24 protein-coding genes and 1 riboswitch are annotated in these 25,540 nt (G+C 40.0%); of the genes, 14 read left to right on the top strand and 10 right to left on the bottom strand.

Annotated elements, in window-relative coordinates; all coding sequences use genetic code 11:
- Positions 1-21: 21 nt before the first annotated feature.
- Genes IPU53_RS18810 through IPU53_RS18800 form a run of 3 tightly spaced genes read left to right on the top strand, consistent with a single transcriptional unit; the run spans position 22 to position 3,159 of the window.
- The gene (locus IPU53_RS18810; RefSeq protein WP_207452532.1) at positions 22-1,284 is read left to right on the top strand and encodes an efflux RND transporter periplasmic adaptor subunit; all 1,263 of its coding nucleotides are present in this window, start codon (positions 22-24) and stop codon (positions 1,282-1,284) included.
- Positions 1,268-1,948 (top strand): ABC transporter ATP-binding protein, encoded by a 681-nt coding sequence (locus IPU53_RS18805; RefSeq protein ID WP_207452531.1) that lies wholly within the window; start codon positions 1,268-1,270, stop codon positions 1,946-1,948. The genes IPU53_RS18810 and IPU53_RS18805 overlap by 17 nt, the downstream gene beginning before the upstream one ends.
- Positions 1,945-3,159: an ABC transporter permease gene (locus IPU53_RS18800; protein ID WP_207452530.1), complete on the top strand. Its 1,215-nt coding sequence runs from the start codon at positions 1,945-1,947 to the stop codon at positions 3,157-3,159. Before IPU53_RS18805 ends, IPU53_RS18800 begins: the two co-directional genes overlap by 4 nt.
- 347 nt (positions 3,160-3,506) lie before the next feature.
- On the opposite strand, the gene IPU53_RS18795 is transcribed toward IPU53_RS18800, so the two are convergent.
- The 3 genes from IPU53_RS18795 to IPU53_RS18785 form a co-directional block, all read right to left on the bottom strand.
- Positions 3,507-4,574, bottom strand: a complete 1,068-nt coding sequence (locus IPU53_RS18795) for a C45 family autoproteolytic acyltransferase/hydolase (RefSeq protein WP_207452529.1) — start codon at positions 4,572-4,574, stop codon at positions 3,507-3,509.
- A gap of 124 nt (positions 4,575-4,698) precedes the next feature.
- Positions 4,699-5,967, bottom strand: a complete 1,269-nt coding sequence (ilvA, locus tag IPU53_RS18790) for a threonine ammonia-lyase IlvA (protein ID WP_207452528.1) — start codon at positions 5,965-5,967, stop codon at positions 4,699-4,701.
- Between the two features lie 202 nt (positions 5,968-6,169).
- Positions 6,170-6,646, bottom strand: coding sequence for a hypothetical protein (locus IPU53_RS18785; RefSeq protein ID WP_207452527.1), 477 nt, complete (start codon positions 6,644-6,646; stop codon positions 6,170-6,172).
- A 204-nt stretch (positions 6,647-6,850) separates the two neighbouring features.
- Here IPU53_RS18785 and IPU53_RS18780 point away from each other — a divergent pair, with 204 nt between their 5' ends.
- Both IPU53_RS18780 and IPU53_RS18775 read left to right on the top strand, forming a co-directional pair.
- The gene (locus IPU53_RS18780; protein WP_207452526.1) at positions 6,851-7,867 is read left to right on the top strand and encodes a hypothetical protein; all 1,017 of its coding nucleotides are present in this window, start codon (positions 6,851-6,853) and stop codon (positions 7,865-7,867) included.
- 86 nt (positions 7,868-7,953) lie between these two features.
- Positions 7,954-8,062, top strand: a riboswitch (SAM riboswitch).
- Between the two features lie 113 nt (positions 8,063-8,175).
- On the top strand, positions 8,176-8,352 hold the full coding sequence (locus tag IPU53_RS18775; protein WP_207452525.1) for a hypothetical protein: 177 nt from the start codon (positions 8,176-8,178) through the stop codon (positions 8,350-8,352).
- Between the two features lie 75 nt (positions 8,353-8,427).
- Here IPU53_RS18775 and IPU53_RS18770 read toward each other — a convergent pair whose 3' ends face one another.
- The 4 genes from IPU53_RS18770 to htpG all read right to left on the bottom strand — a co-directional run bounded on the left by IPU53_RS18770 (position 8,428) and on the right by htpG (position 12,339).
- Positions 8,428-8,946, bottom strand: coding sequence for a DUF1648 domain-containing protein (locus tag IPU53_RS18770; protein WP_207452524.1), 519 nt, complete (start codon positions 8,944-8,946; stop codon positions 8,428-8,430).
- A gap of 69 nt (positions 8,947-9,015) precedes the next feature.
- Positions 9,016-9,663 (bottom strand): pyroglutamyl-peptidase I, encoded by a 648-nt coding sequence (gene pcp, locus IPU53_RS18765; RefSeq protein WP_207452574.1) that lies wholly within the window; start codon positions 9,661-9,663, stop codon positions 9,016-9,018.
- Positions 9,664-9,681: 18 nt separating this feature from the next.
- Positions 9,682-10,293, bottom strand: coding sequence for a hypothetical protein (locus IPU53_RS18760; RefSeq protein ID WP_207452523.1), 612 nt, complete (start codon positions 10,291-10,293; stop codon positions 9,682-9,684).
- Positions 10,294-10,455: 162 nt separating this feature from the next.
- Positions 10,456-12,339: a molecular chaperone HtpG gene (gene htpG, locus IPU53_RS18755; protein WP_207452522.1), complete on the bottom strand. Its 1,884-nt coding sequence runs from the start codon at positions 12,337-12,339 to the stop codon at positions 10,456-10,458.
- A 328-nt stretch (positions 12,340-12,667) separates the two neighbouring features.
- Between htpG and IPU53_RS18750 the strand changes: the two genes are divergently transcribed.
- Together IPU53_RS18750 and IPU53_RS18745 are read left to right on the top strand one after the other, a co-directional pair.
- A complete protein-coding gene (locus IPU53_RS18750) occupies positions 12,668-12,868 on the top strand; it encodes a cold-shock protein (RefSeq protein WP_057981888.1) in 201 nt (66 codons plus the stop codon).
- A gap of 549 nt (positions 12,869-13,417) precedes the next feature.
- Entirely contained in the window at positions 13,418-13,567 is a 150-nt protein-coding gene (locus tag IPU53_RS18745) for a sporulation histidine kinase inhibitor Sda (protein WP_207452521.1), read from the top strand.
- A 255-nt stretch (positions 13,568-13,822) separates the two neighbouring features.
- On the opposite strand, the gene IPU53_RS18740 is transcribed toward IPU53_RS18745, so the two are convergent.
- On the bottom strand, positions 13,823-14,017 hold the full coding sequence (locus IPU53_RS18740; RefSeq protein ID WP_207452520.1) for a hypothetical protein: 195 nt from the start codon (positions 14,015-14,017) through the stop codon (positions 13,823-13,825).
- A gap of 151 nt (positions 14,018-14,168) precedes the next feature.
- Here IPU53_RS18740 and IPU53_RS18735 point away from each other — a divergent pair, with 151 nt between their 5' ends.
- Positions 14,169-15,350 (top strand): exonuclease SbcCD subunit D, encoded by a 1,182-nt coding sequence (locus tag IPU53_RS18735; protein WP_207452519.1) that lies wholly within the window; start codon positions 14,169-14,171, stop codon positions 15,348-15,350.
- Positions 15,351-15,371: 21 nt separating this feature from the next.
- A complete protein-coding gene (locus IPU53_RS18730; RefSeq protein WP_207452518.1) occupies positions 15,372-18,464 on the top strand; it encodes an SbcC/MukB-like Walker B domain-containing protein in 3,093 nt (1,030 codons plus the stop codon).
- A gap of 340 nt (positions 18,465-18,804) precedes the next feature.
- Here the strand turns inward: IPU53_RS18730 and sspO are convergent, their stop codons facing one another.
- Positions 18,805-18,951, bottom strand: a complete 147-nt coding sequence (gene sspO / locus IPU53_RS18725; protein ID WP_207452517.1) for a small acid-soluble spore protein O — start codon at positions 18,949-18,951, stop codon at positions 18,805-18,807.
- A gap of 61 nt (positions 18,952-19,012) precedes the next feature.
- Positions 19,013-19,867 (bottom strand): hypothetical protein, encoded by an 855-nt coding sequence (locus IPU53_RS18720; RefSeq protein WP_207452516.1) that lies wholly within the window; start codon positions 19,865-19,867, stop codon positions 19,013-19,015.
- Positions 19,868-20,119: 252 nt separating this feature from the next.
- Here IPU53_RS18720 and IPU53_RS18715 point away from each other — a divergent pair, with 252 nt between their 5' ends.
- The 5 genes from IPU53_RS18715 to IPU53_RS18695 all read left to right on the top strand — a co-directional run bounded on the left by IPU53_RS18715 (position 20,120) and on the right by IPU53_RS18695 (position 25,537).
- The gene (locus IPU53_RS18715; protein WP_207452515.1) at positions 20,120-21,136 is read left to right on the top strand and encodes a phage baseplate protein; all 1,017 of its coding nucleotides are present in this window, start codon (positions 20,120-20,122) and stop codon (positions 21,134-21,136) included.
- Positions 21,137-21,319: 183 nt separating this feature from the next.
- Positions 21,320-22,600, top strand: coding sequence for an ATP-binding protein (locus IPU53_RS18710; RefSeq protein WP_207452573.1), 1,281 nt, complete (start codon positions 21,320-21,322; stop codon positions 22,598-22,600).
- A gap of 123 nt (positions 22,601-22,723) precedes the next feature.
- The gene (locus IPU53_RS18705; RefSeq protein ID WP_207452514.1) at positions 22,724-24,343 is read left to right on the top strand and encodes an alpha-L-fucosidase; all 1,620 of its coding nucleotides are present in this window, start codon (positions 22,724-22,726) and stop codon (positions 24,341-24,343) included.
- 190 nt (positions 24,344-24,533) lie between these two features.
- Positions 24,534-25,034 (top strand): GNAT family N-acetyltransferase, encoded by a 501-nt coding sequence (locus IPU53_RS18700; RefSeq protein WP_207452513.1) that lies wholly within the window; start codon positions 24,534-24,536, stop codon positions 25,032-25,034.
- A 14-nt stretch (positions 25,035-25,048) separates the two neighbouring features.
- Positions 25,049-25,537 (top strand): NUDIX hydrolase, encoded by a 489-nt coding sequence (locus IPU53_RS18695; RefSeq protein WP_207452512.1) that lies wholly within the window; start codon positions 25,049-25,051, stop codon positions 25,535-25,537.
- The last annotated feature ends 3 nt before the right edge of the window (positions 25,538-25,540 follow it).

Raw genomic sequence — 25,540 nt, 5'->3', positions numbered from 1 at the left:
AGAATCTAAGGGGGATCTGTTTTGAAAAAGAAGGTATGGATTTGGATTAGTATTATCGTTGGGGTTTTGATCATCTTGGGGGGCGGAGCCGCTTTTGTGATGAACATTGGGGCAAAAATGGTTGATGGGGTAGAGGACATGGAAGATGTGTCTTTAACCGTACAAAAAGCGAGTGAACAAGAATTAACGGAAAGTATTTTAGTTACCGGAAAAATTGTTCCTGAAAGTGAACAAAAGATATATTTAGAACCCGAGAATGGTGAAATTCAGGAATTTAAGGTAGAAGAAAATAAAAAGGTGAAAGCCGGAGATCCGCTATTTCTCTATGATTCTTCTAAATTAAAACGTGAATTTGATAAAGCGGTTCGTGATCGAGATTTAATCAAGAGAAGATCACAAATCGAGATCAATCAAATGGCAGAATTAGATAAGAAAATTAGAGATGCAAAGCAAAAGGTTGGTCGAAAAGTAGATCCAGAAGCGGAAGTAATGGAAGAGATTGTGACGCAAGATGATGTTAATCAACTGCAAAATGAAAGAGTCCAAGCCGAGATGGATCATGAAGGCACAAAAGAAGAGATTGAAACGGCACAAGAAACGATTAATGAACTTGATGCACAAATCAAAGAGATGACCGTAGTAAGTAAAATCGATGGCATTGTTGTAAAAATAAACGAAAATATTGAAAAGACGGAAGAAGGGGCCAATGAGCCTGTCGTTCATATTATTTCTAGCGATCCTTACAAAGTCATTGGGACGATGAATGAATTTGACGCAGTGAAGATCGAAAAAGACCAAGCAGTGATCATTCGTCCAAAAGTGTTTAAAGATCGTGAATGGAAGGGTGTCGTTGAATCTGTCTCCCAATTTCCGTCAGACGATGGCGGTGGAGCAGAAGATTATGATATGGGCGGTGGCGGAGACGTTACGACCTATCCGTTTAAAGTCGCAATTAAAGATGATACATCTGAACTGCGCCAAGGCTTTCACGTGTCGTTAGAAGTTGAAATGGGTGGCGGGGAAAAATCTTTAGCCGTTCCTCATATGGCGATAGTGGAAGAGGAAGCAATGGAAGAGGGCGAGGAAAGTAGCGGAGAAATGCTTGAAGTCATTTATGTTCTAGTGGATGGAGTGCTACAACGCCGCGAAATCGAGACAGGAAAAATGAATGATGAATTCATTGAGATCACGGAAGGTGTGACAAAGGGTGAATTGGTTGTGACCTCCCCAGATCCTGGATTGTACGATGGAATGGAAGTGACATCCTATGATGAAGTTGAGTAAGATTACAAAGGTATATGGGAATGGTTCTTTGAAAGTACCTGTCCTGCATGGGATTGATCTTTCGATTGAAGATGGTGAATTTGTTGCGATTATGGGTCCATCCGGTTCGGGGAAATCCACGTTAATGAACATTATTGGTTTCCTTGATTACCCTACAGCGGGGGATTATCAATTAAACAATGAAAAAATTAGCGCCTTTCGGGAAAAACAATTAGCTGCATTACGTAATCGTCATATCGGCTTTGTATTTCAACAGTTTTTTCTGCTTCCGCGCCTTAATGCGATGAAAAATGTGGAAACACCGCTAGTGTATGCTGGTGTTTCAAAACGGGAGCGTAAGGAAAGAGCACAGCAAATGTTAGAAAAAGTCGGACTTGGCGATCGTGTAAAACATTTGCCAAACGAATTATCAGGTGGACAAAAACAAAGGGTAGCGATTGCTCGAGCCCTAGTCAATAACCCATCCGTGATTATGGCAGATGAACCAACAGGTGCTCTCGATTCTAAAACAAGTAAGCAGATTATGGAGCTTTTTGTGCAATTGAATCAAGAAGGTAAGACCGTGATCCTTGTTACCCATGAAGAAGAGGTGGCGGCATATGCCAATCGGGTCATTACGTTAAGGGATGGCCTGATTACGGATGATCGGAGGATGACATCATGAATTTTTTAGAAAGCTTCAAGATTGCCTTTTCTTCGATCTGGAATCATAAAGTCCGTGCTTTATTAACGATGCTTGGGATTATTATTGGCGTGGCTGCCGTCATTACGATTGTGGCGCTTGGTCAAGGAGCGCAAGATAATTTGACAGATGAATTATTTGCCGTCGATGAAAATGTTATTGAGTTATGGTATGAATATGTTCCAACAGAAGAGGAAGAGGTAAGTGGGGAATGGTCATGGCAAGAGCCTGAATTATTCGCTGAAGATTTAGAAGTTCTTCAGGCAGTTCCGGGCGTCAAAGCGGCAATTGGGACCAACTATGCAGGGGGTACACTTAGTTATAATGATAAGACAGGGAGCCCAGAAATTACCGGTGTTGGTCCAGAATACTTCCGAGCACAAAGTATTGAAATCTTGGAAGGGAGACCAATCAATGCTCGAGACAATGATGGCATGAATCGAGTGGTGATGATCGATAAAGCCGCCAGGAAGAATTTTTTCAAAGAGAATGAAAATCCGATTGGAGAAATTATTGATCTAGATGGAAATCCGTTTAAAATTATTGGTGTCTATAAATCACCCATACCTGAGCAATTTCAATGGAATGAAGCTGGAGAAATGTTAATGCCGCGTGCGGTGGTTTCTACAATGTTTGGGAGTAATGAGATCGAAAGTCTCTCTGTTATTGCCGAAAGCCCAGAAGTAATGGGTGAGGCAGGGAGATTAGCAGCTGAGACCTTAACGGAAAGCAAAGGGCTTGAACAAGGACAATATAACACCTATGATATGTCAGAGTATGAGGACGAATTTAATCAGGTAATTTTAATTATGACGATCTTTATTGGCAGTATTGCCGGCATTTCGCTATTGGTTGGCGGAATTGGCGTAATGAATATTATGCTCGTCTCCGTAACGGAGCGGACAAGAGAAATTGGTCTGCGCAAGGCGTTGGGAGCGACAAGAGGAAAGATTTTATTTCAGTTTTTAATTGAATCGATCACTCTCACTTCATTAGGTGGATTGATCGGAATCGGCTTGGCGAGTGCGGGGACAGGTTTAATTACATTATTGTCCCCAATCAATGCTATGGTCAGTCCAATCGTCGTCATCATCGGTGTTGGGTTCTCCGCCTTCATTGGCATCGTCTTTGGCATCTTACCAGCCAACAAAGCATCCAAATTAAGCCCGATTGACGCACTAAGATATGAATAAATGTAAAAAGACTAATTGCACCCTGCAATTAGTCTTTTTACTCCCGCATAGCGAAAAATCCCTGCATTAAAATTTATCCCGAATTAACTGGCAGTAAGACCCCCACTTCAAGAATTCGAGGTGAAAACGAAAATTCTAAGTGGGGGATAACTGCCAGTAAATACCCGATTGGTTCGGGCCTGCAGGACGCAGGTCACAAAGGCGTTGCGACGTACAGGACGTACTAGTGCGGGCGAAACGACAGGATGTCGTGCTTTAAGCCTGCCAACAGGATGTTGCGAATTTAGCCTTTGATCCTTAACATTCAGTGGGGGATGAAAAAAACCCCCACTAAATGAAGTTTCACTTTATCTCTTCCGTGACCAGTGCGCTCCTTCGTCCATATGAACGAATGGGATATCGGTGTCGACTTCACCTGTTAATTTTTCCAAAGTAAGATCTTCTCCGTTTAGCCACTTAGAAAAGTCAAACTCAATCGGATCTTGATCTCCGCCTAAGGCGATCCATGCTTTCATTTCTCGAGGCAAATAACCGGAAGTGTGGATCGTTCCAGCCCAGCTACTATATAATTCGGAAAAAACACCTTGGTTGCGATCATTCATAAAACGGAAAGCAGACTCTGCGTCAGAAAGTGCTGCATACTTCGTGTTCATCGCTTCTAATCGCCGTTTAGAATCGACAAGATGATGGCGATTTTCGTCTGTTAGAATCTCAAAATGATTGGTACACATTTTAGCCTGGCGAACTTCAATCCGTCGAGGCGTCGCTTCCACGATATAGGTTTCCCCACTTATATCAAATACGGTATAGCTGAAGGAATGACGATGGGGGATTTCTTTTAATAGATCAACAGCCTCTTCCACGGAGGCACACGATTCTAAAATCAGTCTCCCGATCATACAACATATGAATCCATCTGCCGGCTTTTTCCGATTCATAAAATTATAGCCCATGGCTAGTCCTTTTTCGTTCATCCCATCCATGCGTCCGGTCACTCTTTGACTGGGGCCAATTATCGCATAGCCTTGATCCGATGGTTGGAATACTGTATAACGGCCTTCATATGTTTTAGGGTGATAATCATAATTACGAATGAGATAGTTCTCGCCTGTTAAAATGGAACACCCTGATTTTACATAATCCAAACGATAGCCGCCAAACTCAGCCAGAACACGTTCCATTGGCCATTCCAACGCCGCATGCAACCCCAATAATTCCTCCCAAACTCCTGGTGCAAAAGGAAGAATCGCTTGCTTGACTTCTTCCACATTTATAGTAAAGCGAGGTTTTCGAACTTTCCATTGTTGTTCCCGGTTTTTGATTGTGAGAGAGCCCTTTATTTTTTCTCCTTGTAGAACACCAAAGTCATAATGAGTCCCTCGATATTGAATAATGTCACTATAGATTTTTTTCAAGATAGATCCCTCTTTGCATTTTAGGTAGGTTCATCGTACCTCTAGTCGATAGACGATGTCACGCAATTGCGATGCAATTTTACGTACACCAAAAAACTTGAGGCCAAACGCCCCAAGTTTTGAATTAAATAAGAAGATTGAATAGCGTACTATCTTCATTCACTTCTGTATATGGAAAGCCTCTTTGTTGCATACGTTCTACCAAGCCGGCATGGTCCTCTGGCCTTTTTAATTCAATCCCGACTAATCCCGGACCACTTTCTTTGTTGTTTTTCCTCGTGTATTCGAAATGGATAATATCATCTTCAGGACCAAGGACATCATCGAGAAACTCACGTAAGGCTCCAGCTCGTTGTGGGAAGTTGACGATGAAGTAATGAAGAAGTCCTTCATATAATAACGATTTTTCTTTGATTTCTTGCATTCGACCGATATCGTTGTTGCCTCCACTTACGACACAGATGACTGATTTTCCTTTGATTTCTTCTTTATAAAAATCCAATGCCGCGATGGGAAGGGCGCCAGCAGGTTCAGCAATGATGGCATACTTGTTATAAAGATCTAAAATTGTCGTACATACCTTACCCTCTGGAACAGGAATAATATCGTCCACGTATTGGCTACAGATTTCAAAGGTCTTTTGCCCTACACAACCAACAGCAGCGCCGTCCACAAACTTATCGACGGAAGCAAGTGGGATAATGCCTTTATTGTTAATGGCTGCTTTCATACTTGCTGCTCCAGCAGGCTCCACACCAATCATATGGGTATGGGGAGATAAATTTTTAATATAGGAGCTCAAGCCAGATATTAAGCCTCCTCCACCAATGCTGGAAAAGACAAAATCAACAGGCTCTTCTAAATCATTCATGATTTCAACCGCCACTGTTCCTTGGCCAGCGATGATATCATAGTCATCAAATGGGTGGATAAAAATTTTATCCTCCTTGTTGGAATATTCCAAAGCACTTTTAGAAGTATCATCAAAGGTATCGCCAACAAGGACAATTTCGACAAATTCACGGCCAAACATTTTTACCTGATCAATCTTTTGATTTGGAGTCGTTTGCGGCATGAAGATGGTCCCGGAAATGCCAAGATGAGAACAAGAAAAAGCAACTCCTTGGGCATGATTGCCGGCACTAGCACACACGACCCCTTTTTCCTTTGCCTCTTCTTCAATTCGTTTTATTTTATAAAAAGCGCCTCGTAGTTTGAACGAGCGCACATGTTGCATATCTTCCCTTTTCAAGTAAACATGGCAGTCATATTTCTCAGATAAACGCTCACTTTTTTGCAAAGGCGTATGTGCCACAACGTCTTTTAATTGTTGGTAAGCAATGAGGATATCTTCCACATTCACAGTATTTGTTTTCAATTTCGTTTCACTCATGCTCCGTCCACTTCCCTTGCTAATAAACTAGAATATTCGTACATTATAACATGAAAATATGAGCTTGAACAAAGGTATATTCGTAATATTTTGTGATAACGATTTCATTTCGTCCTTTACGGGATAAGGATTTATGAATCGAGAGCTTGTCCGGTATATATCCAAAATTTGCAAGAAGTGGGGAACTGAAAAATTTTAAGATTTACTCTTTTGACACTCCCACTTCTGTATACTGCATATCCGTCTTCTTTTCTAGAATGACTTCTAAAATGCCATTTTTATAAACGGCAGTTGTCTTCTTTTTATTCACAAGGGCGGGTAAGGTGATTGTTTTGGTGTTTTGGGCGACTTCTGAATCCTCAATGATTAGTTGATTGGTTGTATGGTACACCTTCCATCTTTCTAACGTTTTTTCGTCTGGAACAGAGATATGAATAAAGATAAATTGAAAGGATTCAAAAAGCTTTACACCATTTGATGACGAAGAACCTGAGGAAGAGGGCAACTGCTTAAGAAGCGATCCTACCCAATCATTTGAATTCGTTGCATCCTGATCGAAAGCCGAAAAGGCTTGGGACATCACCTTTTGCACATAATCGTCTACATTGTTTTTGCCGATTTCAAAAGGAGGAGCCTTATCTTGATTCTGGTTAAAAGGGAGTAAATTCCAAGGGAACATACGAATCCTTTCCTTCCTGTGACATAATAGAGAATATACGAAAACCGCGATGTCAGCAAGGTTTGTCAATTTGGTCCCTTATATTCTATATCCTTATTTTATGTAAAAAAAGAATCGATGTTCTTTTATATAGGATGGAACTGAAAAATATGCCTAAAAAGAGTATGATAAAAGAAGAAGAACTGAAGGGGATGGAATAAAAAAATGCGGAACATGTCATTAGAGGAACTATTGACTTTAAGAGAAGAACTTCAGGTTTCTGTGGATGAAGAGAAAAGTGTGTCTCTTTCTGCGCTCATCGGAGTCGAGGAAGAATTGTTACAAAGGCTTGCTCGGCAAAAAAAAGATGAAAATCCTTATGATGCAAAAGAAGTGCAAAGAGCTCTTATTGCTCATTTGCTTCTTTTTGGAGCATATACGAAAACATATTATAAAAGAGATCTTGTTGATGACCAAAAATCATTAACGAAGGTGCTGAAATATGATCGGGGCAATACAGCAGCATACTATCGTCTCGGGATGCATGCCTATAGGAAAAACTTTTTTATTACAGCTGCTGTTCATTTTAATAATGCCCTGAAAAGTCATGAACAAGCTGTCGATTCGCCATTCAGCTTATCAAAACAACAGCAGTATCAGGTCCTGCTTTATTTACAGAACAGCACTTTAAAAGTAGCAACTGAAACAGAGGCGATGACAAGAAAAGTGGAAGAAAACATGGATAGGGCATTTTTGGCTCATTCGGAACTTCCTCCTCTTCAAGAGAATATTCGTCAGCAGGAGGTTTACCTGCAAAACCATGCCTTTACAGTTCTATCTGAGCATGGATTGAAGGGTGCTTCGAAGGAAGAATGTGAGAAGCTAATGGTTGCAGCAGAGGAGAAGCCTACCTTGGTTTTATATTTTTCTGATGATCAACAGTCGGTCATTTTTCAGAGGAAAGAAGTATCACTTACGATTCAGCAAGCGATCATGTTAAAACGGTTTTTACTGAATCGCTTGGAAGGAAAGCCTGTAGAAAGAGCTGAGCTAACCGATGTATTTGCTTCACGAGGTCATGGGGGAAAGGTGCCTGCAGCCGTTTACAGACAAGCCCTTACTCGTTTGAAGAAACAATTGGCAAAATTGGAGATAGGCCAAATTTTGAGCGAACAGGAGAATGGCGATTTGTTTCAAGCTGATATGCCTTTTTTATGCATACAGAGAGCAGAGCAATTTTGAATAGATCCTTCACAAAGTTGTTAAAAAGAGACTTGCTTTTTTCTTGAAAATTTTACCAATTCTTCATAGAATAAGATTAAATTGAATAGTTATCAAGAGTGGCTGAGAGATCTGGCTCTACGACGTCACAGCAACCTGCAATAAGCAAGGTGCTAATACCAGCAAAGTGATATTTTTTGCTTTGGATGATAAGGTCGGTCTCAAGACCCCGTCTGTTATCCAATGCAGATGGGGTTTTTCGTGTGTATTTGCAAGCGTGGGTAAATAATCCCGCTAATAAAGTTTCACTTTATAAGGAGGTATTCACATTGAAACGTTTGGTGATTGAGAGTGAAAAGAGACACAAAGAGGAGAAGGATCGGGTGAGTGAAGTCATTAAAGAGATGTCCCCAGAGGAATTAGAAGCATTTAAGTTGGAACGATATCGAAAATTTATCGGTCCGCTGACAGAATATCATATAGATGATATGAAAAATCGGAAATAAAACCATTTTCTTCGAACTTGCTGATTTCCGTCTTAAACACGGAAATCAGCTGACAGACGTCTTATTCGGTCAAGCTCATTGCTTTTCCTTTTTTCGCAAGCGAAACGAACGGACGATAAAATAGGCCATTGAAGCAAAAATGAGGCCTAAAAAGATAAGCGGGAACCAAATACCTAAACCAGTTTGATGGTTCAATGCAATTTTTATCCCTTCCCAAGTGAGAAAGGAGAAGGAGAGCAGAATTCCATTTTTCAAGACATTGATCATAAGCCGGGCATTCGTATATTGAGCAGGGGCATTCTCCTTTGTGATGGGAACCATATAGTTATAAACATGTGGATATCGTTCTAAAATGGTCATGCCGATCCACATCACAATCCCAATGATAGGGAGTATCAGCATTTCTCCTTTGCTTCCCCAACGATCCACCACACCCGCTGCATTATAATGAGCAGGCACTTGATCTGGTAAAAGTTGCCAATGATAAATCAAATATACCATCATACTTATAAAAACGATAATGGTCACAATATTAAGGGTCTGTTCCCATTTCGTGATAGGTAACGTGAATTTGGGCCGATTCTCCTTACCCATATATACTGGCCTCACTTTCCTTTTTTAAAAAATCATTATTCGACAAAATCCGGGGCGTGCCAGGCACCACTAATGAATCGTTCCGCCAATTTCATGGATGTCTTCATGTTCAAAAGCTGCTGTGATGGCAGCTATTTTTAGGGCCTGGATTATTAGGTTTAAGCTCATACTGGGGGCGGATGTATCTACAGTTTGTTTTGGAATAAATGGAATATGAATGAATCCGCCGCGAATATGTGGAGCATGTTCATGGAGATAATGCATTACTCCATAGAATAGGTGATTACAGACAAAGGTGCCTGCTGTATGGGAAACGCTCGCTGGAATCCCCATTTTCTGCATTTGCTTAACTATTCGCTTCACGGGCAAAGTGCTCCAGTAGGCAGTGGGACCATTTTCAATAATGGGTTCATCTATTGGCTGCTGACCTTCATTATCCGCAATCCGTGCGTCAGCTAGGTTAATCGCAATTCGTTCTGGTGTAATCTGAGAGCGCCCACCTGCCTGTCCAACACAAATCACGACATCAGGCTGAAAAAATTCAATCGCTTGTACGGCGACTTCTCGTGATGTATGGAAAACGGTTGGGACTTCTACAGCAATGAGTTCTAAGTCGTCAAGGATTAATCCATTTAATTGTTTCATGGCCTCAGAAGCTGGGTTGATCACATCTGTTCCGAAAGGATCAAACCCAGTTAATAAAACTTTTTTCACGATAAACGTTCAACTCCTTTACTAAACATCTTTATATCTTTGTATGACATTTTTCACTAAACGACTTTCAGTGAGGATGGATAATAGATAACTAATGATCACGCCATGCATCAAAATCCCGAATAATGTAAGTAAAATCACGATAATATGTCCCCAAACCGTAGTAGGTTCAATTTCGCTCGATCCAAAGAAAATCAGGGAGGAAATGCTTCCCCAGAAAGCTTGTTTATATGTCGCAATGCTTGGTTCTACATAGTATAACGGAATCACGAGTAAAAAGACGAGTGAGAATCCAATCGGAATAACGGACATCATTCGTTTTGCCTTTAACTTTTCTAAAAAGGGAGAAGTAAAATGCTTGGTAATCACCTTCAACCGCATGAAGTGCAACAATCGAGTAATTCGAGCTAATTGAAAGATATTATCTAAAGGAATAATCGCAATAATTAAAAATGGATTTTTTCTCAAAAACGTCCATTTGCTTTCAGATCGAAAAAAGCGATATAAGAAATCAATAAAGAACACGAACCATACTCCCCAAGAAACCCAATGATTCGAGCTAGTATGAAGCCAAATGGTCGAAATGGAAATAAGTGCAAAAATCAGCATTCCAATTTCATATATCAGTGTCATTGGTGTTTGAAAATGTCCCCCTTAAACAATTGACCTTTTCCTAATGGTAACATATTTCAAGCGAGAATCTTGCTCATTTTTAAAAAAGAAAAAGCGAACCCCAGCTAAATAGGGCTCGCTTTTAAAAAGTCATTCGACAAAATTCGAGGTGTGCCAGGCTCCTTAGACCATCACTTTACAAATATCATTGGTGAAGTCGACTGGGTCTTGTACAGGCAGTCCTTCGATAAGGAGTGCTTGGTTATATAAAAGGTTGGTGTAAAGGTTTAGTTTTTCTTTGTCTGTTGCAAAGGCAGATTTTAAAGATTGGAACACTTGATGATTCGTGTTGATTTCCAAAATTTTGTCTGCTTGGACGTTTTGATTATCCGGCATTGCTTGTAGGATCTTTTCCATCTCGATGGTAATTTCGCCATCTGTTGCGAGACAAACAGGGTGGGACCGCAAGCGTTTGGATGCACGCACATCTGTCACTTTTCCGGATAAAATATCTTTCAACGACTCGAATAGCTCCTTGTTCTCTTCTGTTTCTTCAGAAGCTTCTTTTTCCTCTTTCTCTTGATCGTCAAGACCTAAATCTCCGCTTGCAACAGAACGGAATTCCTTTTCCTTGTAATTCATGACCATTTTAATCGCAAATTCATCTACATCTTCTGTGAAATACAAAATTTCATAGCCCTTTTCTAGAAGAAGCTCGGTCTGTGGTAGCTTCTCGATGCGATCGATCGAATCTCCTGATGCATAATAAATATACTTCTGCTCCTCAGGCATTCTGGATACATATTCATCCAGCGTTACAAGCTTGTTTTCTTTGGAAGAGGAGAACATCAGCAGATCCTGTAAAACTTCCTTATGCATGCCATAATCGCTATATACGCCAAACTTCAACTGTCTACCAAATGCTTCATAGAAAGTTTCATATTTTTCACGATCATTTTTTAGCATGCTTTGTAATTCACTTTTGATTTTCTTTTCAATATTATTGGCAATTCTTTTTAATTGACGATCCTGCTGCAAAATCTCACGAGAAATGTTGAGTGATAGATCTTCAGAATCCACCATTCCTTTGACAAAGCTAAAATAATCAGGAAGCAGATCTGGACACTTATCCATAATCAGGACTCCGCTGGAATACAATTCCAATCCCTTTTCAAATTCCTTGGAATAATAGTCAAATGGCATTTTTTCTGGAATATAGAGAATCGCATTATAGCGGATCGCTCCATCGACACTTGTATGAATATGAGCCAAAGGCTGATCAAAACCATATCGTTTTTCAGCGTAAAAATTGTTATAGTCTTCGTCTGTTAATTCGCTTTTATTTTTACGCCAAATCGGCACCATGCTATTAAGCGTTTTCTCTTCTATAATTTGTTCGTATTCATCCTCTGTGCCTTCCTTTAATTTACTTTCTGTTACATTCATTTTAATCGGATAGCGGATGAAATCAGAGTATTTCTTAATAATCGACTGGATTCGAGATTCTTCTAAAAACTCATCATAATTTTCTTCTTCGGCATTTTCTTTAATGGTTAGGATGATTTCCGTTCCAACTGTTTCCTTTGTGGTAGGTTCAATTGTATATCCATCAGCTCCTGAAGATTCCCATTTATACGCTTCTTCGCTGCCTAGAGCTTTACTAATCACGGTGACTTGATCCGCTACCATAAAAGCAGAGTAGAAACCTACACCAAATTGGCCAATAATATCATGACCATCTTTTATTTCATTCTCGCTCTTAAAAGCCAGAGAGCCACTTTGCGCAATCGTCCCAAGATTTTCCTCTAATTCTTCCTTTGTCATCCCGATCCCCGTATCTTCTACTTTCAAAATTCGGTTATCCTTGTCAACGGAAAGCTGTATGTAGTAATCATCTTGATCAAAGATTAAAGCATCATCGGTAAGAGTACGATAATAAATTTTATCGATGGCATCACTAGAGTTGGAGATTAATTCTCGTAGAAAAATTTCCTTGTTTGAATAGATCGAATGGATCATCATGTCTAATAAACGCTTTGATTCTGCTTGAAATAGCTTCTTTTCCATAAAAATTCTCCTTCTTTGCTAAGATTGGCACTCTAAACACGAGAGTGCTAACTACTTAATGTAATACCATACAGGAATAAATGTGTCAAAGAAAAACCATTTCTTTCAAAAGATAGGAGAGCGTTTACAATGTTAATTTAAAAATACTTGAACAAATGCTTGCTATGAAGAACTACCTGTGCTACAATAACTTTACACTTAATATGTATTAAATCTTATAATTCACATGTTTTCACGGGATTATATTATTTACTTAGTTATTCCGTGAAAGCATGTGAATTTTTGTTTACATCGTTATTAAGTAACAAATTTTTGGAGGTATTCATACATGAATCAAGGTACAGTTAAATGGTTTAACGCAGAAAAAGGTTTTGGCTTTATCGAAGTTGAAGGCGGAGAAGACGTATTCGTTCATTTCTCAGCAATCACTGGTGAAGGCTTCAAAACTCTTGAAGAAGGTCAAAAAGTAAGCTTTGATATTACTCAAGGCAACCGTGGCGACCAAGCTGCTAACGTTGTTAAACTATAATCAATAATGGAAGAGGACCGAGGATCTAACCGTTGAGGACGATCCGAGGTCCTCTTTTTTTTTATGGATAAGACTTCGAAGTGTGTTCCTAGCCTTAGCGTTAGGGTGGCATATTTATCCCGCATTAACTGGCAGTAAGCCCCCCCACTTCAAGAATTCGAGGTGAAAACGAGAATTGTAAGTGGGGGACAACTGCCAGTGAATACCCGATTGGTTCGGGCCTGCAGGACGCAGGTCACAAAGGCGTTGCGACGTACAGGACGTACTAGTGCGGGCGAAACGACAGGATGTCGTGCTTTAAGCCTGCCAACAGGATGTTGCGAATTTAGCCTTTGATCCTTAACATTCAGTGGGGGATGAAAAAAAAACCCACTGAATGAAGTTTCACTTTATAACCTAGCCCCAAAGAAAGGAGAAAAGTCCCTTTCTTTGGGGCTAGGTTATTTGAGTATGGTGAAAAAGGATTAAAAACTTGCATTGAAAACGTTCACTAGATTAATCTGTTTCAGATTGTGTTACAGAAAGGAGTATAAAAACAATTTAATCGACATGAAAAGATTATCAGATCAAAAACTAATTGATGCTTACCTCAGTGCAAAAAAATTAGGATTAGATCCTAATTTTATAAAACAACTAGAATCTGAAGTCAAACGACGTTCCATTGATATACATCCAGATAAAACAGATAAAAAAGGGTAGGGGTCGCTATCCTTAGGTAAAGTGAAGCCCCAAGCAGTGAGGAATGAGACTTTCCCATTGCTTGAGGCTTCACTTATGCCCAAACAAACTTAAGGCTCCTTAATTTTTTTAATGGTTCCCATGTTAGGGATTTTTCTGAAAATCAAACTGTATGGATAAAGATTGAATAGTGGTTGTGGATGTCGAATGCTGTAGAATTGGTGGAGGAAAAGGGTGGGTAGAATTCTTTGCGGTTATATTCTCCTCTTTGCAGAATTAAAAGTAAATCAACATTTTTCGTTGTTTCGGTAAAATGGATGTACTGGAATCAATTTTCCTTTCAAGTCGCTCGAGTCTCGCTTCAAACTCACTGAATTGTCCCTCAAGTCGTTCCATTTTTTGCTCCATGCGTGTTGAATGGAATTCAAGCGCATGTAAGATTTCCTTTAAAGCAGATTCTTCCATTTTCAAATTCACCTCCCTCTATTACTTATTATTATAACTTGTCTTATTTTTGTTGCAATAGGGGAATGGTTGTCGAATGTTCCGTTAAGTTGTTAGGAAATACGTTATAATAATAGAAATAGATTTTAGAATAATAGTTTACGAGGAGTGGTCAGAAGTGAAAATCTTCCATACAGCGGATTGGCATTTAGGGAAATTAGTTCAAGGTGTCTATATGACAGAAGACCAACGATTCGTTTTACAGCAGTTTATACAAGATATTAAGCAAGAGCAACCAGATGTCGTGATTGTTGCGGGGGATTTGTATGATCGTGCAGTGCCGCCAACGGAAGCTGTTCAGCTTTTAGATGAAGTGTTGGAGGCAATCGTTTTACAATTGAAAATTCCTGTATTGGCGATTGCCGGAAATCATGATAGTCCAAGCCGCCTACATTTTGGAAGTAAAATTATGGAACAAAACGGGTTACATATGTCAGGACGCTTAACGAAAGAAATGCATCCTGTTATGCTTCAAGACGCTTTTGGGCCTGTACATTTCCATCTTGTCCCATACTGTGATCCAAGCATGGTCCGAAATGTATTTGATGATGAAGAGGTACGGACTCATCAAGATGCAGCACGTAAAATCATTACGGAAATAAAATCAGAACTTGATCCTAGAGCTCGTCATGTGCTCATTGGACATGCCTTTGTTACTCCATTTGGGGAGGAGCAAGAAAATACAAGTGATTCCGAACGGCCGCTTTCCATTGGCGGTGCAGAGCATGTTGATGCACAGCTTTTTTCCGATTTTCACTATACAGCACTCGGACATTTACACCAAGCGCATTATGTTATGGATGAAAAGATTCGGTATGCAGGCTCGATTTTAAAATACTCGGTTTCCGAGGAACATCACCGAAAAGGGTATTCCATCGTAGAGCTTGATCAGGATGGAGAAGTAACGATTACGAAAAAAGCATTTACACCGAAAAGAGATTTGCGAACAGTTGAAGCCACGCTGTCTGAACTATTAGCCCATCCTATCTGTGATGACTATGTATTTGTTCGCTTATTAGATGAGACGCCGATTCTATCACCAATGGAAAAAATTCGCTCCGTTTATCCTAATGCCATGCATGTTGAAAGAAAGCAGATAGTTACCCAAGCCGTTTCAGCTACGAAACAGACACGTAGTAAGATGAGTGATTTTGAGCTTTTTCAATCTTTTTACGAACAAGTGAAAGGGGAGAAAGCAACGGAAGAAACGGAAAGAATTTTTAAAGAGATTATGGATGAATTATTACAAGATGAAAACGAAACGTCTCCCCAAACGGAAAGGGAATTTGTGTCAAATTAAGGGAAAAGGAGGGAAGGAAGGATGCGCCCATTAACGTTAAGACTGACCGCTTTTGGCCCGTATAAAGATACGGAAATTATTGATTTTACAAAGCTAAAGGAGCAGTCCATCTTTGTAATTTCTGGCAATACTGGTGCTGGGAAAACGACAATTTTTGATGGGATTTGCTTTGCTTTATACGGAAGTGCAAGTGGACAGGATCGGGAAAATCAAACCATGCTGCGAAGTCATTTTGCAGAGGATGATATCCATACCGCGGTTGAATTAATATTTGAGCTTCACCACCGTACATATCGAATTTTACGGCAATTAGGTCATGTCAAACAGGGAAATAAGACCAAAACCGGTGAGCGTTACGAGTTTTTTGAAATGGAAGACGACAGGGAAGTTCCCTGTGTGGATCGGCAAATCGTTTCTGAGATCGATAAAAAGGTCGAGTCTCTATTAGGGCTCACACAAGCGCAATTTAAGCAGATTGTTATGCTCCCACAAGGTGAATTCCGGAAACTATTAACCTCGCAAACGGAAAACAAAGAAGATATTTTACGACGCCTTTTTAAGACCGATCGTTACCAGCAAATTGGGGAAAAACTGCGAAATCGGAAAAAACGAGTGGAGGAGATGTTTCAGCAAGAGGAAAGAGTCAAAGCGTCATTGATTCAAAATGTCCAAGCGACACTTCCTGTTAGAGAGGGATCCTTATTTTTTCAAGTGATCTCCCAAGATCATTACAATACTCAGCAAATTTTACAAGGACTGGAAGATGAGGTTGCCTATTATCAAGAAAAAAAACTCCAAGATCATCAACAATATGAACAAGCGTACAAACGACATACAGAAAAACAGGCTGAATTTTATCAAGCTCAAGCATTGAATGAAAAATTTGTGGAACTTACCAGCAAGCGCCAGCAGCTGCAACAATTAGCTAAGCAGCTCCCTGTTTTTGCGCAAAAGGAAACACAATGGGAATTAGCTGAGCGCGCTAGCACGATCGAGCCCTATGAGCAGCAGGTAAAGGAGTGGCGAGAAGAGGAAGAGAAGAAGCGGAAAGCCTATGAACAGGCTGTACACGCAAAGAAGCAAATAGAGGCTGATTATCAGCAGACACTGAAAAAGTATCAACAGGAGGAAGGCAAAGAAGAGAAAAGGGAACAGCTACGACGAGAACTCACACGATTACAGGATTATCTCCCGACAGTCAAAGAAATTGATCAAGTCAAGCAACAGATTCAAGTGCTTGAGCAACAAGTCAGTCAAGCGCATACTCAGCTTGAAGCAATTAAGCAGAAGCGAAAGGAAAAAGCGGATACCGTAGAGAAATGGCAACAGCAGATTATGGAGCTGGAGAAGCGTGTTAGCAAGTATCCAGAGAAAAATGACTTATTAGCAGAGAAACGTGAGCAGTGGAAGGTTTTACATGAGTATCATAAATATGCACTTAAACAAACCAGTTTGGATCAAGAATTACAGCAGAAAAAGCAGGTTTTTGAACAGAAAAAATCGGAGTACTTGGAGCAAGAAAAAAATTGGTTCAATCAACAAGCCCTTGTATTAGCAAGCCATTTGCATGATGGAGAGGCTTGCCCCGTTTGTGGAAGTCTTGAGCATCCCAAGAAAGCGGCAGACAAAGGGGGAATGATTTCAAAAGAGCAATTAGAAACGTTCAAAAAAACGGTGGAGCATTGTGAACATGAATACCATGCGCTTAAAGTTGATTGGACTGCAAATACGAAACAGCTACAAGATAGACAAGATGATGTCGAAGTGCTTGATCTCACTATAGAAGAAGTGCCAATGAAATTGGAGCAATTAAAGAAGGAAGGAAAGGTTTTAAGTGAAGAGGTTGAAAAGTTAAAAAGTGACCAGCGGCTGCTTGCCAAATGGAAAAGTGATTTGGACGGACAGCAACAAGAGCTCAAGCAGTTTGATAAGAAAAAAGACGAGCTTGAGGAGCTTTATCAAGAAAAACGGTTGAAGGCAGAAAATACAAAGACGCTTTATATGGAGCGGATTCGAACGATCCCAGAAGAATTACGTGTTTTAAAGCAATTAGAAACGCAAATGCAAAATACGAAAAAGGAAAAAATAGCCTTAGAACAGGCTTGGGAGCAAGTGCAGCAGCAGCTCCAGAATATCCAAGACAAGAAAACAAAAGCAATAAGTAATGTGGAAAGTACTGAACGGGAGCAAATGGACACAATAGCAAAGAGAAAGAAGATGGAAGCTACATTCCAATCCTTGCTACAAAAATCTGAATTTGCGACAGAAGAGCTTTATCGTTCTGCTAAGATGTCTGAAGAGGCTCGCGCGGAATTAAAGAATGAGATTCAGCAATTTAAGCAAACACGATCCTTCCTCGAAGGGCAGGTAAAGGAATTAGAGATCAGTTTGCAAGATAAAGAAGAAGTGAATTTACAACAATTGCAACAACAATTGGAAGAGTTTAAGCAGGCATATGAAACAGCTCTTAATCAGTGGGAGCATTCGAAGAAAATTCATGTGGAAGCCATCCAATTGCGAGACAAGATTACAGAAGCAGAGAAACGTGTTCGTGAAAGTGAACGGCAACTAGCCGTTTTAACCGATTTATTTGATGTCATTCGTGGTCAAAATCAGCAAAAGGTTTCTTTTGAGCGTTACCTGCAAATTGACTATTTAGAGCAAATTATTGAGGCAGCCAATTTACGATTGAAAAAATTATCCAATGGTCAGTACGATTTAATCCGTAGCGACCGCCAGGAATCTCATGGAAGACAGAGTGGTTTAGCCCTTGATATTTACGATGCTTATACGGGGCAAACGCGTGATGTGAAAACATTATCCGGTGGTGAAAAATTCAATGCCTCTTTGTGTTTAGCTCTGGGGATGTCGGATGTTATTCAGAGCTTCCAAGGGAATATTTCAATCGAAACGATGTTCATTGATGAGGGTTTCGGTACTTTAGATGAAGAAGCTCTCAATAAAGCCATTGATGCATTAGTTGACCTACAACAATTAGGGAGAATGATCGGGGTCATTTCCCATGTTCAAGAACTTAAATCGATCTTTCCAGCCATTCTCGAAGTAAAGAAAACGAAAGAAGGGCATAGCCAGGCACAATTTATATTGAAATGAACGAATTCAGGATGAGGGGCTGGGACATAAGTATTTTTACCAAGAAAAAACGAACTGCTAGAGGGTATATACTTCCGCTCCGGAAATAGTTCGGCAAGACCCCGGGAGGCGAAGCCTGAGGAGACTTGCCACTCGCCCGGAGTCTACGTATATTTCCTCCGCTAAGGCAGTACATTGTTCGTCCTTGGTGCTCAATGTTTTAATTATGTCCCAGCCTTTTCCTTGGTATCACTAACAATGTCTTCTAAGGTGGATAGAACAAGCAAAAGCGATGCTCTGCCCAGTGAGATCCTATTGCTCTGTCGGAAGGATCGTTTGGAAAATGGCACAATCCGTATTGTTATTGATTCTTTTTTCGCTTTTTATTATTTAATTTCTGTTTGGTGCTCAGCGGTTCTTGGGACATTTCTTCCTGATAGCCCACATTGCGGCTTGGCCTTTTCTCCGGATTTAATCCTTCCAAATGACTCTCTGTTCTCTTTGCCATTTCTATCACCTCCACCTGTAGTCTGTGTGAGAACGGTAAAAATATGTAAAAAACATAAGATTTAACAGAGTCCTGTGTTTCCCTGTGGTCGATATGTTTTTTGAATCTCCTGTAATCGCCGTTTCCTTGCCAATGTCTCTTGATCCCATTTTCTTTTAGTGCTCTTGCTCGTCTGTACTTCTTGCTGAAACCAATCAGGTACTTTTTCTGTCCGAATGATTTTTCGCTTCGTTGTGGTTGGGACGGATGTTTGCTGTGTTAATAAAACTTTATAAGCATACTTCCAGGCGAAAATCGCACGCTCCGCAGTGGTTTCTAAGGCTTGTAAAATTTCTTTAAGCGAAAAGGTTTTACAAGCATAGGCCAATTCTTCTTTTTGTGATGAGCGAAGTGGGAAAAAATGCAGTCTCTTTAGATGTTTTTGAATAAGTGCTATTTTCTCTTGGGTCTCCACCTTCATCTGTGGTGTATTTATCTCAGAGCTTGCCTGAAAGGTGTTTTTAAGTTTACTCGTCGTTGCGAGCGTTTTATTCGTCGTTAGTTCAGATTTATTCGCCGTCGCATCTCTCTTATTCGTCGTCACCCCCTGCTTATTCGCCGTGAGCTTTTGGCGAGGGAGAATATTGGTCCCATTCTCACTAAGAGCATACCAATTAGTGCGATCATAGCGGTGTTTGCCGTGTTGCTCTATTAGGATCAAGCCTTGTTTTTTTAAAGAAGCAAAGATTCGTTTAATGGTGGAAATCGACCAGAAGGGAAAATCCTCCTGCCATTCTTCATAAGTACGTTCAATCCACACCTGTCCATTTAAAGGGGTTCCTGCTTTTTCAACGTGCTCGTAGAGCTTCTCGACTACAATACTTTCATTTAATCCAATTGTTTTCGCTAATTCTTTTCCAAATATGATTTTCTCCATTTTGCATCCCTCCTATCCTCCATATAGATCCGATAGACGCAAAAGGACACCTTATTAATAATTATTTTTTAAAATATGTTTTAAATGCTTTTAAAATCAAGAACTTAAAGAGGAGCTTAAAGTGAACTGCTCGAACATTCATATGGGGATACGGCTGTAATCTTCATTATGATCTGCTCGAATGATGAACCACACTGCGAATATTTTCCATTACTAGGATAAAGCTACATACATATAGTTTGAGCAGAAAGGGTGAACATCATTTTTCTTAAAAATCTGTTCTTGGTCCTGCTGGGATTGCTAGTGTATCTTTTCCAGCCTACTCAGGTGCAAGCGAAGATCCCTCTTACCCAGCCATTTGATGTAAAGGGACAGGCGCTAGAAATTTTTCGGGAGAAGCCTTTGCAAAATAGCACAGTTCTTCAAGGGATCGGTTTTGATGATCGGCATCAGCATATTTATACTGTGCAAGTGATGGAAAAGGGATATCGATTTCCAGACGAAAAGACAGCTGTAAGAGGAGCGGAGCGAGCAAGCAATGGTGATTTGGTTTTAACGAAATTGGATATCAAGGGTCATAAACTTGGCCATATGTATTTGCGAGGATTTGGTCATGGTGTTTCCATTGGCGTTGAACCAAGCAATGATGAGGTATATATTTGGACGGAAACCGACGCTGTTGCAGGCACAGGAAAAAATGGTTGGGGTACAAGAATTGCCAGATTTCCATTTAGGGATGGCAAAACCATTAATCCAAACGCTTCTATATTGGAAAAATTTGATTTTTTGCCAAATATCGATCATACAACGGTGGATATTGATCATGCCCATCAGCTTCTAACGATGAGATATCGCCAAAACGGAAAATTCTATTTTGCTTTATACCAATTAGCAGATGTGAAGCAGCATCGTTTTCAACCGATTGCAAAGATGGCCCAGCCGAAACTTGGGACATTTCAAGGGTTTGCATCGTACGGAAATTATCTCTACTTATTAGAAGGAAATGACTACGGAACAAGAGACTCTCAAAAGCCCAACGGCAATACGCATATTACTACAATGGATTGGAAAACCAGAGAAATTGTGGATAAGCAATGGATTGGAATAGCAAATAATCTCCCATTTAGGGAGCCTGAAGGGATGGGGATTTATTTACCTAGGGATCAAGATCCTGATCAGGTTTTATTATGTATAGGCTTTGCTTCCACGATCACCAAAAATAATCCAGACAAATTAGCCAGTATATATGGATTTCCCCTGAAACCATGAAATAGACACTGACACAGCTTCTAAGCTTAACCTAACAGCGATATTGAGTGGAAGTTTGCTTTGAATGACGAACCATTGTTGATGAAAAGCTTTCTTTTTCATAACCAAAACAATTTCGCTCTTTACGTAACCCATATTTTTTTATACTCTAAGGAGAGGTCAAATAATAGCTTGAAGGAGATTATGCATTTGAAAGAAAGTTCGTTTATTATTCGCATGCTCGAAAATACACGTGAGATTCTCCCGAATTATCATGATTATGGGTATGTGCTGAAGCAAATATTGCAGGTGATGAGGGAAAAAGCAGGTCACACTCTAAGGTTATTTTTAGACAGTGAGGGACAAGAAGAGATTTGGTCTGTGCTTCAGGAGGATATTGAAGTTGGCAAAGCTCAGCTTGTGGCAAATATTTTTGATTATCTCGAAACAGGGATGATTACCTATGAACAAAATGGAGATCAACAAGGCTTTGTTATTAAACCCTCTCTAAATAACTCAGTCTATTATTATCCCGAGCATCAGGTCGGCCTAATAAAATTACCTATTTTTCAAAGTCATGCTGATTATGAGAGAGAGTTTATTTTAGCTGAAAATGATCATGCTCTGTTACTCTTTTTGACCTACGTCTATGAACGTCAAAAAGAGATTATGAAGGGAAGCGTGACGGTTTTTACCGATACAGAGGATGGAGTCGAGAGAACGAAGGAATGGATTACCCAGCAAGTCAGCAGAGAGGATGTCCTCTTAGAAGAAGACTTGAAAAATGAGGTATATCGCTCGATTGACGAGTTTTTCAATGAGAGTGGGGAATTTTTCAAAACGTACAATATTCCGTATAAACGAGGGATATTGCTATACGGGCCTCCTGGCAATGGAAAAACAACTCTCGTAAAGTCGATCGCAGGAAGTATTGATGCACCTGTGGCTTACTGGCAGATTACAGAATACACTTCTAGTTACTCGATTCAAGAGGTATTTTCTATTGTCGCCAAGATGGCCCCGATGGTATTGGTGATAGAAGATATTGATTCCATGCCAGAATCCGCACGTTCCGTTTTTCTAAATGCTTTAGATGGAGCGACATCCAAAGAAGGGCTTTTCCTAATTGGGACGACGAATTACCCGGAGAGAATTGACCCTGCTTTGATAAATCGTGCGGGACGATTTGACCGTGCCTATGAAATTAAGACGCCAAGCCTCGCTTTAAGGGAAAAATATTTGCTTGGCAAAAAAATCGATCGTTTTTTAGAAAAAGAGGATATTCTTTATCTGGGAAGACAAACAGAGACATTTTCTGTGGCGCAGTTAAATGAGCTCTACACATCTGCAGCCCTGCAATGGCACTATGAACAATCGGTTGATCTGAATACATTGATTCAAAATTTAAAAGTTGCAAATGAAAAAGCTAGAACACAAGAATGGGAAACAGATGAGTATTCATCTGCAATGGGATTTGATATGTAGAAGGGCAGCTTCTAAGAAAAATAGATATGGAGAGGAGGAATGATTGAAATATCTTCCTCTCACCATATAATAAGTTAGAAGATAGAAAAGTAAAAGCGCTGTCACTATAGAGGAGGATGACGTATGAAGGGGATTACTGCAAACATTCACACAATTAATGATTCACGAGTAGAGGCTTGGCAGCAGTTAGAATATGGGATGTTTATTCATTGGGGGCTGTATTCAGAAATTGGCGGGGTCTGGAAGGGACAACCTGAAACAAAAGGATATAATGAGCAGATTCAAATGTGGGCCAATATTTCAGAGGCGGAATATCTTGAGGTGGCCAAGCAGTTTACAGCCGAACATTTTAATCCAAAAGAAATTTGTCAGCTTGCCAAGGATGCGGGCATGCGCTATATTGTTTTGACAACAAAGCATCATGATGGATTTTCCATGTTTAAGACGGAAACAACCGATTATAATATTGTTGATCGTACACCATTTGGAAAAGATGCCTTAAAATTATTAGCGGAAGAATGCCAAAAACAAGGATTAAAACTGGGACTCTACTATTCTCTTGTTGATTGGCACCAGGGACATGAGTTTGATCATAATAACTGCAATGAAATTCCTGAGTCGATTGACAAAATCATTGAAGAGCAATTACAAGAGCTTTTAACGAACTATGGAGCGATAGTCGAGTTATGGTTTGATATGGGGGCTCCTACCCTTGAACAAAGCAAGCGATTTAAGCAGATTGTGCGCGAATATCAACCAAAAGCTGCCGTGAATAGCCGGATTTGGAATAATCAAGGGGATTTTCGTACATTAGGGGATAATGAAGTGCCTTCTGTTCCGCTCGATGGAGCTTGGCAGACACCAGCGTCCATTTACCATTCGACTTGGGGCTATCGAAGCTGGCAAGAAAGAAAGGATCTTACTGGAAAGGTGCAAGAGCTTGTGAAAAGCCTTGTGAAGGTAAGAGCGAATGGCGGGAACTACTTGTTGAATATTGGGCCGCGTGGGGATGGCTCGATTGTGGAATATGAAGCAGATGTATTAAAAGGAATCGGCGACTGGTTAAAACGCCATCAGCATGCCTGCTTAGATTCATCTGCGACCTTATTTGGAACGCAAGCTTGGGGAGAAGTAATGGCGAAAGATCAGGAGCTATTTTTATATGTGATGGATTGGCCAGAAGAAGGAAAACTCCGATTACCAGGCCTGACAACAGATGTAAAGCAAGTGCTAGAAGAGGGAACAGGAAAGCCACTTAACTGGCAATTTGACAACAATGATGTTGTGATTACTTTATCCAGTAAACCTCATGACGAGATTTTACCTGTTGTTAAAGTGGAATTAAGTGCAAAGCCCACACTTATTCCCAACCTTACAGTGGAGGAAAAAGCTGGAGAGTGGAATCTTCATAAGCAAGATCTTAGTTCTCGCCATAATTACAAGGATGAAGGCTCTTATTTTTCTACAAAACAAACAATTGTCCAGCTGGCGGCCTATCTTGCTAGTCAGCAAGAGGGAGAGGTAACCTTAACTGTAACAGGAAAAGCTGATCCAAAGGCGCGATATCGTATCCAGATCGGAGAGCATTCGCATGTTGCGGCAGGGGACAACCTTACAAATATAGGACCATTCCAGCTATCTGCAAATGAAGTGATTCCGCTCATTATTGAACGAGCAGATCCCGCCTACAAGGGCGAGGATATCGATTTTGAAGTGGATGAGCTGATTTTAAAGCGGAAATAGAAAAAGAACCAGATCCTTATTTTATCAGGGGATCTGGGCTTTTTTTATAGGAAAGGAAAGGAGAATTCTGACAATTACCCTTTTTCAAGCAATCATTTTACGGTATGATTGTGTAAGAAGTTTGTAATAGAAGCTGCTCATATTTGGTCCATGTATGGAAGTGGCTTGTCTTAGGAAAGGAAATAAAAGAATGATAGAATTACGAGAAATAAATGGGGACAACATAGATGAAGTAATAGCACTTGAGGTTGGAGAAAACCAGAAAGATTTTATAGAAACTAATAACCTTAGAAGCTTTGCAGACGCTCATATGTTGAACGCAGATGGGATACCAGCGACTCCCTTAGCCATTTATGCCGATGAAGTCGTGGTGGGATTTTTGATGTATATTTATGATACGCTGGATCATGAATCATTTGAAAATGAAGTTTTTTACGAGAAGGCGAGCTATTTTATTTGGCATATTATGATCGACAAGACTTATCAGGGGAAAGGATATGGCAAACTTGCCTTTGAAAAAATGTTGATGGATATTGAAACGATGCCAGATGGAGAAGCAGAATATGTAGCTCTCTTTTATCACACAAGTAATCTCACAGCTAAAACATTATACGCTTCATTTGGTTTCGTAGATACAGGTATCATTCAGGATAATCATTCGATGTTGGCGATTAAAAAGATGGGATGCTAAAAGTGAGGGAACCAATGGGATCGAAAGTTAATATTAAAAAAATAACAAATCAACAACCATTTTGTGCAGGGGTCATCATTACAAAAGGGGATAAATTTCTCCTAACACTTAATACTGATGGTCTACTTAAAGATCTCAAAGGCGTTGCATTGAGAGTTGGTGGGGTCGGGGGTGGACAAGAACCTGGCGAAAATATTCTTGAATGTGCTATTAGAGAAGCGAAAGAAGAAATAGGCGTTGATGTAGAAATTATTCCATCAGAGTCAACTTATTTTCATAATATTGATGAAAATAAAATTGAGGAAATAGACGTAGAAGATGAAATTTCCCCCTTATTGTTTGAGCGTGTCAAGAATTCGCGACCTACTATACCTTATAAAAAAGGTTTGCCAATCGGTCCGTATATCTATTTTGGGCTGTATGAAGCTAAATTAAATGATTGGAACATGATTAAAGCAGGAGATGATGTTCAGGAACTATTACTTCTTCCTATTAAAGAATAGAAT

Source organism: Bacillus sp. SD088 (assembly GCF_017355205.1).
GTDB lineage: Bacteria > Bacillota > Bacilli > Bacillales > Bacillaceae_C > Lederbergia.
Note: the sequence above shows the minus strand (reverse complement) of the source record. Positions and strands in the feature narration are given on the sequence as shown.